We start from the raw sequence: 15442 nt of genomic DNA, 5'->3' as shown, positions 1-15442 counted from the left end.
TTCAATTATTTCATGAAGATAGGGATTTTCCTTCCTTAATAGTTGGCAACCCTTTGCCCGTAGTGATTAAACTTTGTAGACTATCCAAAATATAATGATTCCAGGAACTGAAACAGATCTCGTAACATTCATAATCAGGAACCAGACCTACCTGCGTAAATTGCAGCTGCGTATGACCGCCTTTTTCAGTAATCTCAAAAATCATTTGATCGCCTGTCCATTCCTCTTGATCCTTGGTAAAATTGAACCTATTTTCCATCACATACCAAACTATTTTCTTGTTAGGCAGCACCTCTATCAGCTTAATTTTTGTGCGGTGTATGTCTTCATAATGATACTTAAATACATCATTTAAGTTTTCGGTACCTCCTTCAATATTCTCTGACCACCATCCACGTACATTTTTAACGGCATTGAACACTTGTTCCGGAGTTTGATCGACCAATAGTGTCGCAGTAAAGTTTTTACTTTCCATAGCTTGTTTCATTGTAGGTTTAACTGTTATTAATTCATTTATCGAAAAGAACAACTCAAATATTGAGGAGTACAACTCAAAGTTACGGGACATCCCCCTTGCTAATGTGGTACCAATTGGACTTTTCCAGGGGTTGATTTAGACGCAGATTTCCCTTATTTTTATTAAAAAGAAAGCGATGAAACACATCACGATTTTAATTCCTGGTGGAAAAACCAATATCAACAGCATGGCCTGCATCATAGGCGCTTATGAAATACTGACGGCGGCAAATGATTACTGGGTAGGAAATGGAAAACAGCCCTTATATGAAATTGAAATGGCGGGGCTTTCCCCTCGTGCGGAACTCATGAAAGGTTTACTCACCTTAAAAACAGAAAAGAACATCTCTGCTATACAAAAGACAGACCTGATTCTGATTCCTTCCCTCAACCATAAAGAAGACGAAAACGATAACGAAAGTCAGGCAATGCTGGATTGGATCAACGCACATTATCGCAAAGGCGCCGAAATAGCCAGCATGTGCAGTGCGGCATTTGTATTGGCAGCAGCAGGTTTGTTAGATGGGAAAAAATGTGCGACGCATTGGTGTTTCGCGGATGCTTTTCAGAAAAAATTCCCTAAAGTAAACCTGCAAGTTGAGCAGTTAATTACGGATGAACATCGAATTTATACCAATGGTGGTGGCTATTCCTTTCTCAATCTGGTCATCTACCTGGTAGAAAAATATTACGACCGACAAACTGCTATTTATTGCTCTAAAATCTTCCAGATTGAAATAGACCGACAAAGTCAGTCGGCATTTATCATATTTGCCGGACAAAAGCACCACAGCGATGAAATGGTAAAAAAAGCACAAGCCTATATTGAAAGCAACCTGGAGGATAAAATTTCGATGGAAGCTTTGTCTTCCAGATTCGCTATAGGGAGAAGAAACTTCGACAGGAGGTTCATAAAAGCGACCGGCAATACCCCAGTGGAGTATACACAGCGCGTCAAGATGGAATTTGCAAAAAAAGAATTTGAAACTACCCGGAAAACAATTAATGAAATCATGTATGCGGTTGGTTACTCAGACACAAAGGCATTCCGGGAAGTCTTTAGGAAAATCACAGGAATCTCCCCACTGGAGTACCGTGGCAAGTACAATAAAGAGGCAGCGATCCGGGCCTAGCTTAATCCTCGATCGCCTCAATCCCGAGCTCCTTCATTTATTGAACATGATCCTTCATCGCTTTTAAGCTTTAGCTGGATACATGAAATTAGTAAAATGTAGAAATTTTAACAAGCGCATTGGATTTGCTCGCCAGCATCACCTGCTTTTGTCCCCGCTGTTGCATAGCCATCAAGCTTCCACCATTCCAGTCCACCAATCAGTTCTTTGACCTTAAAACCAAGTCTGGTCATATTTAAAGCGCCTTTTGTGGAAGCATTGCAGCCAATTCCATCGCAATAGGTGACATAGGTAAAATCCTTATCCAGATGTTTTGTACTTTCTAGATTCATCTCCCTATGGGGAATATTGATGGCACCAGGAATATGCTCTGCTTCAAATCCAAAGACCTTCCTGGCATCCATCGCAATTACTTTTTCACCGTTCTTTAGGGCTTCAAACAAATCTGAAGGATCCATTTCAAAAGCCAGCTTGTTTTCATAATGTTTAATTTGTGCATCCATCCTGAGTTGATTTTCCATCTTGAGTCGATTTATAATTAAAACTTATCCGGAATACTTCCGTCATTTAACAGGCATTCCTCCTAGCGCTGATACTAATATAAAAACCATCACGCTTATTTGATCAGGTTAAATTCTTTACTAAAGGAATTTCGGTATTTCTTAATATAATCAGAAGGATTCATCCCATACAATTTCTTGAATTGCAGCCTGAAAAACTTGATGTCATAAATCCCCACCTGAAATGCGGCTTCGTTCACATTGGTATTGGTGCTCAGCATCAACAATGCCGCCTTACGCAACCGAATAGACCGTATAAATGCATTTAAAGAAAGGCCGGAAATGGATTTCACTTTTTTGTAGAGGATAGAATAACTCAAATTACAAGACCTGGCCAGCCATTGCGCATTGAAATCTTCATTGCTTAAATTCTCCTCCACAATGGCAATACATTTCTCCAGAAAAGCTTTATAGGTCGCAGATATTTTCTGATTGTTATTCCGGAGGGTAATGTTGTCTCTAAAATATTGGTGCAAGGTATCCCTGTTGTCTAATACCGCATTGATTTTAGCCAGCAGCAAGTCCTTGTCAAACGGCTTAATGATGTAATCATCTGCCCCACTTTCAATCCCCTTCAATTTACTTTCCGCAGAGCTGAGGCCAGATAAAAGAATCACAGGAATATGGTTCAGCATAGGCTCAGTTTTTATCTTTTTACAGAGCTCCACCCCATTTCCTTCTTCCATCAGCACATCACTGATCACCAGATCAGGCACCAGTTTTTGTGCCAGTTCAAAGCCTGCCAGACCGTTCTCCGCTTCATATACTACAAACTGCGGACTAAAGATCTTTTTCAGGTACTGCCGCAGTTCCATGTTATCATCGACAATCAGTAATGATCTTTTTTCAGTGATCTCCAGTGTATTGATATTGGGAACCTCAGTAATTTCTTCGGCTGGAATCTGCTCTGGGCGCTGCAGCAGCTTATTTTCCAGTGGCACTGCTGCCGGGGTAGCGGGATCAAACCACATTCCTTTTTTCAGTTTGATTTGAAATGAAGTCCCTGTACCCGGCTCGCTGGAATAGCTCAATTCTCCCTGATGACAATCAATAAATTGCTTTGCCAGATACAAACCAATGCCAAATCCGATCTCCTTATTCTTTGCGCTATTTTTTCCCTGGTAATACTTTTCAAAGAGTTTATTCTTCACATTTTCATTGATCCCACATCCGGTGTCGTTGATAAAAACGCTAACCTCAGTTTCATTTTCTTCCACCTTAAACAAGATACTGCCATTGGAAGGCGTAAATTTAAAAGCATTGGAAAGGAGGTTAAAAAAGATAATTTCCAGCTTCTCATAGTCCCCAAAAATCATCAGGTCATGATTTGCACATTCAAACTCATAATGAATATGCTTGCTCAAAGCAATTTTCTGATAGCTTTCAAAAGTATCTTTACACAGCTGGTAAAAATTCAATTCACTGAGCTGAACCTTAGCCGTTTCCTGATCCGTTGTCCTGAACAGCATCAGCTGGTCCACTAAAGTCAATAAACGGCTCGCATTTCTATAGATCACCGTCAATTCCTTTTTTAACGTATCTTCTGTTTTACCTATCAGTTCCTTAACCGGGTTCACAATTAAAGTGAGCGGAGTTCTCAATTCATGGGTGATGTTTGTAAAAAAGGAAAGCTTCTTCTCATTGAGTTCTTTTTCTTTTTCAGTTTCCATTTGTGCCAGACGCACTTTATAGTTCAGGTCGAGCTGCTGACGCTTATACCTGACATACAAATAAACGCCCAGCCCAATCACCAAAGCATACAAAGCATAAGCCCACCAGGTTCGCTGCCAGGGTGGCAGCACCACAATGCTGACTAATTGTTCATCCCCCCATTCCCCTTCGCTATTGCTTGCTTTGATATGAAACGTATATGTTCCTTCTTTTAACCTGCTGTAATTTGCGGTCCTTACTTTTCCTGCATTGATCCAGTTGTTATCCCATCCTTCCAAAAAATAGGCATAATTAATCTTATCAGGTTTAGAATACTCCAGACTAATAAAGCCAAAAGACAGCGATGCCTTATGGTAAGGGATCAGGAGCTGATCGATGACTCCGGCCGTTGTTTTCTTAACAAACTCCGCATTTAAACTCTCGCTTACAGGCTTATTATCTATACTTACCTCCGTCAGCAAGATCTGCTGTTTATCCCTGGAGAAGCTGATTTTCTCTGCTGAGAACACATTAAAACCTTTGATCCCTCCGAATATCAATTCTCCGGATTTCAATTTGGCCGCTGCCAGGTAACTGAACTGATTGCTTTGCAAGCCATCAGAGGCAAAGAAATTATGAAACTTTTTAGTGGTCGGATTGAATTTCGAAAGCCCATAAAAAGTACTCAGCCAAAGCGCGCCCTCCTGATCAGGCAAGATATTCAATACCGCATTATTCGGCAATCCATCGCTTTCTGTAAATCGCCTGTACTTCTTGCTGCTGGTATTTAGTGAAAGCAATCCACCGCCCTCCGTTCCAAGCCATAAAATAGCTCCTTTATCCTCCAGAATAGCCCTTACCCGATGTCCAATATGATAAACCAGGTGTTTTTTCAAGCGCCTGTCGATGCGGATTAACTTACTATCCGTTCCCGCCCATAAATCGCCTTTACGATCCTCCATAAAGCAAAGGATATTGCCAATCGCATCATCAAATAACTCAAAACGTTTCAGCGCTGGATTGAACTTGTACAATCCGCCATTGTCGAACGTACTTGCCCATAAATTGTGTTGTTTGTCCTCGTATAATTTCCATACATTTTTAAACTCTAAACCACTGACAGGATGGATACAGCTAAAATGCTCAAAAGTCCCTGCTGACTTCTGGAAACGATGGATTCCCCCGCCCCAGGTAGCCAGCCAAATGGTATTTTGATGGTCATTTAAAATGGTCGTGATGTTGTTGCTTGTCAAGCCATTCCTGGCTTCCTTTTTATAGTTTACATATATATTCCTTTTGCGGTCCCAGCGGTCCAGTCCATTCCCATCCGTCCCTATCCAAATGTTATTGGCAGCATCCTCAGCGAATGAAGAAATAAAATAGTTATGGTAACTGTTCTTTTCTAAAGGATCAGGATTAAGGGTTTTAAATCGGTATCGCTGATTGTCTATGACATTGATTCCCCCTCTTAATGTGGCCACCCAGACCCTGCCCTGATGGTCTCTTAACATTCCTTTTATCGCCGTGCTGGTAAAAAGTTCCTTTTCATTCAGCCTAAAAGGCTGGGTCATCTTTTCTTCATTGATGTTGATCATGAAAATCCCCCCGCCATCTGTGGTGATGCAAAGCTGATCAGACTGATCGAAATACAAACTGGTTACTGGTCGGGGCAATGGCCTGAAAGAGAATGTTCGGTCAGCAATCCTATAGTTATAGATCCCCGAACTTGTACCCAGCCACAGGTTGCCCAAAGTATCTGCCTGAATACAGGAGACATTTTTTAAGGTATTACTCAAGAGACTAACCGTTTGTGTTTTTCTATCGTATTTACACAAACCCAGGCCTTCAATAAACAACCAAACCTGGTTATTTTTATCCCTTTCTATGGCCGTTACCTGATACGAAACACGTTTTGAAGAACCGGATACGAACGGAATCTGGATGGTCTTTCCTGTTGCTGCCATATACAGCAGTAAGCCGTCCTTAGCAGTCCCGATCAGCATATCATTTTTTCCTTCTCTTTTTAATACCGTGGTATTGTCCACCAGCTGCTTTCCTTTTTTCGAAAGTGCATTAAAATACAGCGTATTAAACTTCTCCTTCGCCGCATTATAAATGGATACCCCGCCCATCGTGCCAATCCACAGATTTCCAGCCTCATCTTCCGCAAGACATTGGATCCTGTTGTTGATCAGTGAATTTCCATCTTTCAGCTTCTTTCTGAAGATCTTGAAACTGTAGCCATCATAACGGTTCAATCCATCAAAAGTACCAAACCACATGAAACCATCCCTGCTCTGAAAAAGACAATTTACCTCATTGTTAGAAAGGCCATTTTCAATACCTAAATAGAATACCGAAGAAAAGTCAATTGCAGCTGAAGGTAAGGTGATCCATAATAATGAAACAGTGATCGCAAGAGTTCTAAAAGGATTAAACATGTGGAGGTAAGGGAATATGATATCTAGGGTTGAATGTAAGTATTATTTGTGTTTTAAACATGGAACCTATCGAGTTTACCCCCCTTTTTTAACTACTTCACCCCCTTTTCAGGCTGCTATTCCTATATACCTTAGCAAAGCGGTTCACCACATCTTATCGCCAATTGCTTCACCTAAACCAAATATTATGAAAACACTGGCCTTGTCATGCGCTGTTTTATTCTGAGCCAAACAAGGCTTCGCATAAAAACAGAGCTCAAAAAACCGAAAGCTCCTGCAGGAGCAGGTTTCATCCTTATCAACTCCCAAAACAACCTATTTCTTTAAACAAAAACCAAATTAATGATGATCAAACGATTACACCTTTCTTATTTTTTTAAACACTCGATCGCCCTCCGACTCTTACTGCTCCTGGTCTGTTCCGGCTTTACCACCGCCTATGCCCAGCAGGTCATTACTGGAAAAGTCAGCAATGAAGGTGCCCCTTTACCTGGGGTTGTGGTAAGAGTAAAAGGAGCTTCCTTATCTACACAAACAAACCCTGATGGTAAATTCTCTATCAATGCGCCTGCAGATGCCACACTAGTGTTCAATTATGTGGGCATGAAAGAAAAGCAAGTGCCTGTAAACAACCAAAAAGTAATCAATGTAAATTTAGAATCCGATGTACAAACGCTGGAAGCCGTTGCCGTAATTGGTTATGGTACGCAAAAACGTAAAGACCTGACCGGATCTGTGGCCACCCTAAAATCAGACACGTATAAAGATCAGCCTGTACTTAATGCAGCCAATGCATTACAGGGAAGAGTAGCAGGTGTTGCGGTTACCCAAAGCTCTGGTGCACCTGGTGGACAGGCAAAAATCAGGATCAGAGGGGCCAATTCCATAGGTGGCAGCAATGAGCCTTTATATATTGTAGATGGTGTAGCGCTGGGCAGTATCGGTATTCAGGACCTCAATGTAAATGATATTGAAGCGATGGATGTGTTAAAAGATGCCTCAGCTACTGCAATCTACGGTTCGAGAGGTGCAAATGGCGTAGTGATTATAACCACTAAAAAAGGGAGATCTGGCGCCGTAACAGTGGCCTACAATAGTTTCGTCAACTTCAGCAGTCCAATGAAAAGATACAAACTGATGGATGCAGTGACTTATGCAAACATGGCCAACCTTTCCGCAGGTTCTCCGGTGATTCCTAACCCGGAATCCTATGCTGGAAAAACAACAGATTGGCAAGACCTCCTTTTTAAAGATGCCATCACCCAGAATCACCAGCTTTCTGCAAGTGGAGGAACTGAAAATGCGAAATATTATGTTTCCGGTTTTTATACCGATCAGGATGGATTACTAGTCAACACCAACCAAAAGAAATTTGGTATCCGTACCAACCTGGAGGCCAAATTAAACAGTAAAATCTCCTTAGGAATTAACCTGTTTGCACAGCGCATCAATTCAAAAAATAATGGGCTGCAAACTTCAAAAGCAAATCCTGTGATGGCTTCGATTGCCTGGGCACCTACAGAACCAGTGTATGATGACGAAGCGACCAAACAATATAACCGAAACGGATTGTCTCCGATCTGGCCAAATCCATACATGACCAGTATGGAAAGCGACAATAATGTGTTTGCTAATGTGGCTACTATGAATGCCAACCTGAAGTATAACATTACAGACTGGCTAACCTTTACCTCTACTTTTGGATTAGACCTGAACCTGTCAAAAGCAGCTTCTCTTACCAACAACTGGATTTCCCCAGGTAACATGAAATCCGCACAGAGCTTCTCTGAAAATTACAACTTTCAGAACAACAATGTCCTGACCTTCCATAAAGTCATTAATGAAAAACATGACCTTACCATCACCGCTGTGGAAGAGAGCACACAAAACACCTCCAATAGCTTTAGTGCAAACGGATCCGGTTTAAGCACTACTTCCAACGGCTATTATAACCTGGGTTTGAACACCGCTCAAAGTATTTCATCCGGCTATTCCCAATGGTCCATCCTGTCTTTTATGGGTAGAGCAGCCTACAGTTATGATGGGAAATACATGGCTACAGTAACCATCAGAAGAGATGGATCTTCCAAATTTCAGGGAGACAATAAATGGAGTAATTTCCCTTCAGCAAGTTTAGGCTGGAACTTATCAGAAGAATCCTTCATCAAGAAACTGAATGTTTTTTCTGCGCTTAAACTTAGAGCAGGCTGGGGAGTAACTGGAAATCAATCTATTGCCCCTTACAGTACTTTGGGTTTATTGAGTCCGGCAAATTATTCTTACGGCAGTACCACCTCTTTTCAGGGTTATACGCTGGGTAATCCAAATACCCCAGATATCAAATGGGAAACGACAAAACAGACTGATATTGGTGTGGACATGAGCTTTTTCAACAGGAGATTGAACATCACAGCAGATTATTACAATAAAAACACGACAGATTTACTCTTATTCACCCCAATCGACAATTATCTTGGCGGCGGCACCCTATTAAAAAACATCGGTGCAGTGAACAACAGAGGTTTTGAATTTATGGTAGATTTCAATGCCATTGACCATACCGACTTCAAATGGAATACCAGCTTTAATGCCGCTCTGAATAAGAATAAGGTAGTCAGCCTTGGTGAGCAAACCATGATCAGACGGAACCAAATCGGTGGTGGTTTAATTAATTCCCCTATCCAGGTGATTCAGGTGGGACAGCCATTAGGTTCATTTTACCTGATTCCATGGGAAGGTGTGTACCAAAATGACGAGAATGGACATAAAGCAGGTGATTATAAATACACTGATGTGAGTGGAAACGGGACGATTGGCTTTGAAGACATGGTGATCTCAGGAAATGCCATGCCTAAAGTACAATGGGGTTTCAACAATAATTTTAACTATAAGAATCTTGAATTAAATGTATTTATTCAAGGTGCTTATGGACATAAAATGTTCAATGCTACCTATGCAGCATCAGCAATTGCCACCAGCGATGTAGCCTATCCAACACTTGCCGCAGCAGCCGATTACTGGACACCTCAAAATACAGGTTCCCTATGGGCAAATCCAACCAGTACCGCAAAAGAATATATCGAGTCTACTCAATTCCTGCAAAATGCAGCTTATGCCAGACTCAAAAACGTCAGCTTATCCTATAAGCTACCTAAAAGCATGATAAAGTTTGGCAATGCAAAACTTACCCTAAGTGGTCAAAACCTATTTACCATCACCAAATACAAAGGATTTGACCCTGAAGCCAGTTCAACTGCGGCAAATAATGACTCAGATGCCGGCATTGATTTAGGGGCCTACCCTTCTCCAAAAACCTTCACCATTATGCTTAACCTAACCTTTTAAACCATTCCAATGAAAAAATATATTGTTACCCTCCTGATACCTGCGATGCTTGTCTCCTCCTGCAAGAAAGATTTCTTAAAGGAAGACCCTAAAGGCAGCATCACTCCTCAAACTTTTTACAAGACTGCCGAAGACCTGAATTCTGCCACACTTGGTATTTCATTAACGTATAACCTGGCCTGGAATCAAACCGGCGGATTGGCCACCACCTTTGGCAGTGATGACATTACCACGCATGCCGGAGGAAACAAAATGGGCTTCTCCAATTTCGATACCTTTCAAGCCAACTCTTCCAACGACAGGATGACCATCTGGTGGAACTATTTCTATAAAACCATCAAATCTTCCAATTCTTTGATTGAGAATTACCCAAAAGCAACGGATGCCACTGAGGTACAGCGCAGCAACTCCGCCGGTGTAGGTTATTTTTATCGTGCCATTTCCTATTTTTTCCTGACCCGTACCTGGGGTGCGGTACCAATGCCACTGCAGGCAAATCTAGAGGCGCAGAACAATGCTTCCCCACAGGAAATCTATAATCTGGTGATTGCAGATCTGCAGAAAGCAGAAATGATGCTGCCTGATGCCTGGTCTGGCCCTAGACGACAAGGCAGCACGGATATTCTGCCAACAAGAGGTTCCGCGAAAGCATTGCTGGCCAATGTATACCTGACTATGGCGGGCTGGCCATTGAAACAAACCGACAAATATGACCTCGCCGCTAAAAAAGCCAAAGAAGTGATAGATGGCAAAGCGACCTGGGGTTATGGATTGGTAAACGGTTATGCGGAACTTTGGGATAAAGATTCCAGGTTTAATAAAGAAGCTGTTTTTGCCTGTTATTACAATAAAAACATGCCAAGTATCTGGGATTATGGAGACAACTGGGGTAATGGCAGTCAGATGGGACCTCCCAACTTTGCTCCTGGTGAAGAAGGTGGATGGGACGAGGCTTTCGGAGAGATCGCATTTTACAATAAATTCCCTGCTGGCCCAAGAAAAGAGGCCACTTACCAAATGGTTTATTTCTTAGGTAACGATCCAGCTAAAGCGGTAGATTATACCAAACTGACGCACAAACATCCTTATTTCTTAAAATATAGAGATGATGAATCCTATGATCCGGTTACCCATAAACTGAACGACTGGTGGGGAAGTGCAACGGTATACATGATCCGCTATGCAGAAGTACTCTTAACCTACGCAGAAGCAAAAGCCATGTCCGCTGGCGGACCAGATGAAACCGCTTACCAGGCCGTCAATGAGGTTAGAAACAGAGCTGGATTAGGAGAATTGGCAAAAGGTTTGAATCAAACGGATTTTAGAAATGCAGTAATTGCAGAAAAAGGCTGGGAATTTGCCGGACCAGAACCTGCAGCAAGATGGTTTGACCTGATCAGAACGGAAACTGTAGCCAAAGCCACGGAAGACCGCGATCCTTCAGAACTTCCATTGAAAGGGAAACCAAATGATGCGACACATGAATTTTACTGGTCCCCATTGCCTATCATTAAATAAACCATAAATCAATATAAACCCTAAACCAAGAATTATGAAAATGATGAACCTCCTGATGGGCAGCTCCATCCTACTGTTTTCCTGTTCAAAAGCGCTGCAGCAAAGTCCGGATCTACCCGCCAGTAAAAGCCAGGCAAGTAGTGTTGCTGTACAAAACACAGCAGCACTGGCTACCCTGAGCTCTTCCTGGGACCTTGTTTTTTCTGATGAATTCAACAGCACCGGAAGTTTTGATGCCAGCAAATGGACGTATAGTCCTAGGTGGTCTCCAGCATGGGCAAAATACCTGACCTCAACCTCAGATTATGTGGCTCAAAATGGAACCGATCTGGTATTAAGAATGGATAATGCGGTGATCGCCGGCGATCCGGTTCCCTACCATTCAGGAGGTATTCAGACTTCCACAAAGTTCAGCTTCTTATATGGAAAAGTGGAAGTCAGGGCAAAGTTTAAACAAGGACAAGGTTCATGGCCAGCGATCTGGATGATGCCAGAAACGCCGGTTTCTTATGGCGACTGGCCAAACAGTGGTGAAATAGACATCATGGAACATGTAAACTATGAGAATTCAGTTCACCAAACGATTCACAATGGATCAGTTACCGGACCATCAGGCGGCAGTTCCGCAACCAAAACGACGGCTTACAACACTGCAGATTACAACATTTACGGCATCATCTGGAGCCCTTCGGCCATTCAGTTTTATGTAAACAATGTCCTGCAATACACCTATAACAGAGCTGCCGCTGCGACCTCTTCACAATGGCCGTTCGACAAGCCCTTTTACCTGATCTTAAACCAATCTGGTGGTGCAGGATGGCCTGGAGCAATTACCAATGCCGACCTTCCTTTTAACATGAATGTGGATTATATCAGGGTGTATAAGGAAGTACCAGTATTGGGTAATCCAGGTTTTGAGGATGCTGCATTGACCCCATGGGGCAACTGGAATCCAGCAGGTAATACCGCGGTAGTGACGACCAATTTCAGATCTGGGGCAAAAGCAATCAGACAGCAAGGCGGCGAGACTTCATTGGAACAAGTCATTACCGGTCTGAGTCCTAATACCACCTATGTTTTTGGAGGTTATGGAAAGGTAAGTACCGCTGGAGAATCGGCAATGTTCGGCGTTAAAAACTATGGTGGTGCTGCCGTAAACACTGCAATTAACGCTACGAGCTATACCAATTCTTCCGTGACTTTCAGTACAGGTGCCACCAATTCATCAGTCACCGTTTACATGTATAAACCTGTTGCCGGAACCGCTTACGGCGATGACTTTTACTTTAATAAATTATAATTCAATAGCGTTAAACACACACAAATGAACAAATTCCTTCTTTGCCTTTTTACATTGCTGCTGTTAAAAGCAGAACTACATGCCCAATTTAATATCATCCCTCAACCCCTGGAAGTCAATAGTACTTCCAAGGGTTCTTTTAATTTGTCTGACAAAACTCAGGTGGTCTTTAAGCAGCAAGGTTTAGAAAAATCAGCTTCCTTTTTAAACACTTATTTAAGCCAGTTTTATGGTTTTAGTTTGAAACAAAGTAAGACAAGTGCCACACAAGGGATCTACCTTTCGCTGAACAATAAAACCGGCAAAACTACTGAGAGCAGCAAAATTACTGAAAGCAGTAAACCTGCTGAAACCAATCAGACTACTGGAAATTATTCCCTTGAAGTAAAAAAGGAAGGTATTTTCATTAGCGCTGCCACCGAGGAAGGTGTTTTTTACGGTGTTCAGACCTTGATTCAGCTGCTGGATCCGAACGGAAAAGACAAAACCTTAGCGGTTCCTTTTGTGAAAATCAAAGATGAGCCAAGATTCCAATACCGTGGAATGCACCTGGATGTAGCCCGTCATTTTTCTACAGTGTCTTTTGTAAAAAAATACATTGATTACCTGGCGCTCCACAAAATGAACTATTTCCACTGGCATTTAACAGACGATCAGGGCTGGAGAATTGAAATTAAAAAGTACCCAAAATTGACAGAAATTGGCTCGAAACGTAAAGGAACCATCACCGGATTCCTGCCAGGCAATGGAAATACCAATATCCCTCATGGAGGATTCTACACCCAAGAGGAAATCAAAGCAGTGGTTAAATATGCTGCTGACCGATACATTACTGTGATTCCTGAAATTGAAATGCCCGGTCATGCTTCCGCAGCATTAACCGCTTACAGTTATTTAGGATGTACCGGCGGACCATACAAAGTTCAGGAAACCTTTGGTGTTTTTGACGAGGTTTTCTGTGCAGGAAATGAGCAGACTTTTACCTTCTTTCAGGATGTCATAGACGAAGTAGCAGCGCTTTTCCCAGCCAAATACATTCACATCGGTGGTGATGAATGTCCGAAAACCAGCTGGAAGAAATGTCCGAAATGTCAGCAGCGCATGAAAGACCATCAGCTGAAAGATGAGCATGAATTACAAAGCTATTTTGTACAGCGCATGGAGAAATACATCAATAAAAAAGGGAAAAGCATTATTGGCTGGGACGAGATTTTAGAAGGCGGCCTCGCTCCTAATGCGACGGTGATGAGCTGGCGCGGTGAAGAAGGAGGAATTGAAGCCGCAAAACAAAACCATTATGCGATCATGACTCCCGGAAACTATATGTATTTTGATTACGCCCAAACGGCTAAAAGAGATTCCTTAACAATGCCAGGTCTGACTACTTTAGAAAAGGTATACAGCTATGAACCTATTCCTGCTGCTCTGCCAGCTGAATCCAGAAAATATATTCTTGGTGCACAAGCCAATGTGTGGACAGAGTATATGAACAACCCTTCCAAAATAGAGTATATGATCTTCCCAAGGATGTCCGCTTTAAGTGAAGTAGTTTGGAGCAGCAAAGAAAGCAGAGATTGGACCTCATTTCAAAGTCGCTTGAAACAGCAGTTTAACCGTTATCAACTGTGGAACGCAAATTATTACAAAGACGCACTCGAAAACTCAAGTAAAGCAAAATAATTACCGCTATTTTAAAACGAGTATTATTTTGCCAATGCCCCTGGAAAGTTAACTGCTTTCCGGGGGCATTTTTTTTCTGCTCTCTCCTCAGCTTGATGTCGCATTTTGCGACTTCAAGTTTACAAACTACGATTCAAAGAACTGGCGAATAGCTACATTGTATCATTCAGTCAAATAATTATTGTTTTTGAAAAACCCTCACATAATCTACCATCATCTTTTGAGGGAATGAGGTAGCTGAATCAGGGCTTCCCGGCCATCTTCCACCCACTGCCACGTTCAGCAGGATAAAAAACGGCTCATGAAATTCGTTAAATGTAGCAGCGGTAATGTCCTGCGTATAAAAGGCCACATCATCCACCAACCAGGTTAGTTTGGTTTCATCCCACAACAATGAAAACACATGGAACTTTTCAGAGAAATCACCTTTAGGTAAAATATAAGATTTGGTCACATGTGCATAGGTCCCATCATTGTCATAATGAATTGTACCATACACCGTATTGTCTTTTCCTGGTCCTCCGCCCACTAATTCCATAATGTCAATTTCGCCGGAGTACGGCCATTTTTTCTCGTCAATATTGGCACCCAGCATCCAGATTGCAGGCCAGATCCCCTGCCCTTTTGGAAGCTTTGCGCGGATGTCTAATCTTCCGTATTTAAAGCTCTTATTGTACTGCGTTTTCAATCTTGAAGAAGTATACTGAGAACCAGCAAAAGCCTCTTTTTTCGCAGTAATTGTCAGGTAACCATCGGCAACATTAGCATTTTCCTTGCGGTAATACTGCAATTCTGCATTGCCCCAGCCATCTGTTCCATTGCCAATTTCCGCAGTCCAATCTGCAGTATTTAATGCGCTGCCATTAAACTCATCCTTCCAGGACAACTTCATTCCAGGATAGCTTTCTGGGGTAACATAACCTGCATCGTCGTTGGCAACCACTACATTAATGTTTTTTGTAACTACAGCAGAGCTGTTATTCGGACCATAAGCAGTCACCTTTACCACATAAGCACCACTGGCTGTATAGGTAAAACTGGCTTTCCCATCGGTCGTACGAACCGCTTCTTCATTATCGCTAATGCCGAAGCTGAAATAATAGCGGTCTGCCTGCTCCGCAGTAGCACTTACTTTAACCAGGCCAGATCCATCATTCTGCAGCTCCACCGACAACTGCAAGTTGGACAAAACAACAGGTTTCTCTGGCTTTTTACAATACACCATCAAAGGAATCAGGAAGACCAGCAGCCAGCTGTATTTATTTAATAAAGGTTTCATACGCTTAAAATTTAATAGTT

Annotated in this window: 9 protein-coding genes; 5 read left to right on the top strand and 4 right to left on the bottom strand. The window is 42.2% G+C overall.

The window, feature by feature from the left end; all coding sequences use genetic code 11:
- Positions 1 to 10 precede the first annotated feature (10 nt).
- A complete protein-coding gene (locus AQ505_RS11305; protein WP_231635077.1) occupies positions 11 to 487 on the bottom strand; it encodes an SRPBCC family protein in 477 nt (158 codons plus the stop codon).
- A gap of 166 nt (positions 488 to 653) precedes the next feature.
- On the opposite strand from AQ505_RS11305, the gene AQ505_RS11300 reads away from it, so the two are divergent.
- Positions 654 to 1649, top strand: coding sequence for a GlxA family transcriptional regulator (locus AQ505_RS11300; RefSeq protein WP_062548279.1), 996 nt, complete (start codon positions 654 to 656; stop codon positions 1647 to 1649).
- Positions 1650 to 1756: 107 nt separating this feature from the next.
- Here AQ505_RS11300 and AQ505_RS11295 read toward each other — a convergent pair whose 3' ends face one another.
- Together AQ505_RS11295 and AQ505_RS11290 are read right to left on the bottom strand one after the other, a co-directional pair.
- Positions 1757 to 2170: a rhodanese-like domain-containing protein gene (locus tag AQ505_RS11295; protein WP_197286355.1), complete on the bottom strand. Its 414-nt coding sequence runs from the start codon at positions 2168 to 2170 to the stop codon at positions 1757 to 1759.
- A gap of 95 nt (positions 2171 to 2265) precedes the next feature.
- Positions 2266 to 6300: a hybrid sensor histidine kinase/response regulator transcription factor gene (locus tag AQ505_RS11290; RefSeq protein WP_062548278.1), complete on the bottom strand. Its 4035-nt coding sequence runs from the start codon at positions 6298 to 6300 to the stop codon at positions 2266 to 2268.
- A gap of 342 nt (positions 6301 to 6642) precedes the next feature.
- Here AQ505_RS11290 and AQ505_RS11285 point away from each other — a divergent pair, with 342 nt between their 5' ends.
- From AQ505_RS11285 to AQ505_RS11270, 4 genes are read left to right on the top strand one after another with little or no spacing between them, the layout of a single operon-like run.
- On the top strand, positions 6643 to 9645 hold the full coding sequence (locus tag AQ505_RS11285) for a SusC/RagA family TonB-linked outer membrane protein (protein WP_062548277.1): 3003 nt from the start codon (positions 6643 to 6645) through the stop codon (positions 9643 to 9645).
- A 9-nt stretch (positions 9646 to 9654) separates the two neighbouring features.
- Positions 9655 to 11163, top strand: a complete 1509-nt coding sequence (locus AQ505_RS11280) for a RagB/SusD family nutrient uptake outer membrane protein (protein ID WP_062548276.1) — start codon at positions 9655 to 9657, stop codon at positions 11161 to 11163.
- A gap of 34 nt (positions 11164 to 11197) precedes the next feature.
- Positions 11198 to 12463 carry a family 16 glycosylhydrolase gene (locus AQ505_RS11275; RefSeq protein WP_062548275.1) on the top strand — a complete coding sequence of 422 codons (1266 nt, stop codon included), beginning with the start codon at positions 11198 to 11200 and terminating at the stop codon, positions 12461 to 12463.
- 24 nt (positions 12464 to 12487) lie between these two features.
- Positions 12488 to 14143, top strand: a complete 1656-nt coding sequence (locus AQ505_RS11270) for a beta-N-acetylhexosaminidase (RefSeq protein ID WP_062548274.1) — start codon at positions 12488 to 12490, stop codon at positions 14141 to 14143.
- 178 nt (positions 14144 to 14321) lie between these two features.
- Here the strand turns inward: AQ505_RS11270 and AQ505_RS11265 are convergent, their stop codons facing one another.
- Positions 14322 to 15422 carry a family 16 glycosylhydrolase gene (locus AQ505_RS11265; protein WP_062548273.1) on the bottom strand — a complete coding sequence of 367 codons (1101 nt, stop codon included), beginning with the start codon at positions 15420 to 15422 and terminating at the stop codon, positions 14322 to 14324.
- Positions 15423 to 15442 lie beyond the last annotated feature (20 nt).

It is taken from the genome of Pedobacter sp. PACM 27299 (assembly GCF_001412655.1).
Classification (GTDB): Bacteria; Bacteroidota; Bacteroidia; order Sphingobacteriales; family Sphingobacteriaceae; genus Pedobacter.
This window is presented reverse-complemented; position numbering and strand designations above follow the sequence as displayed.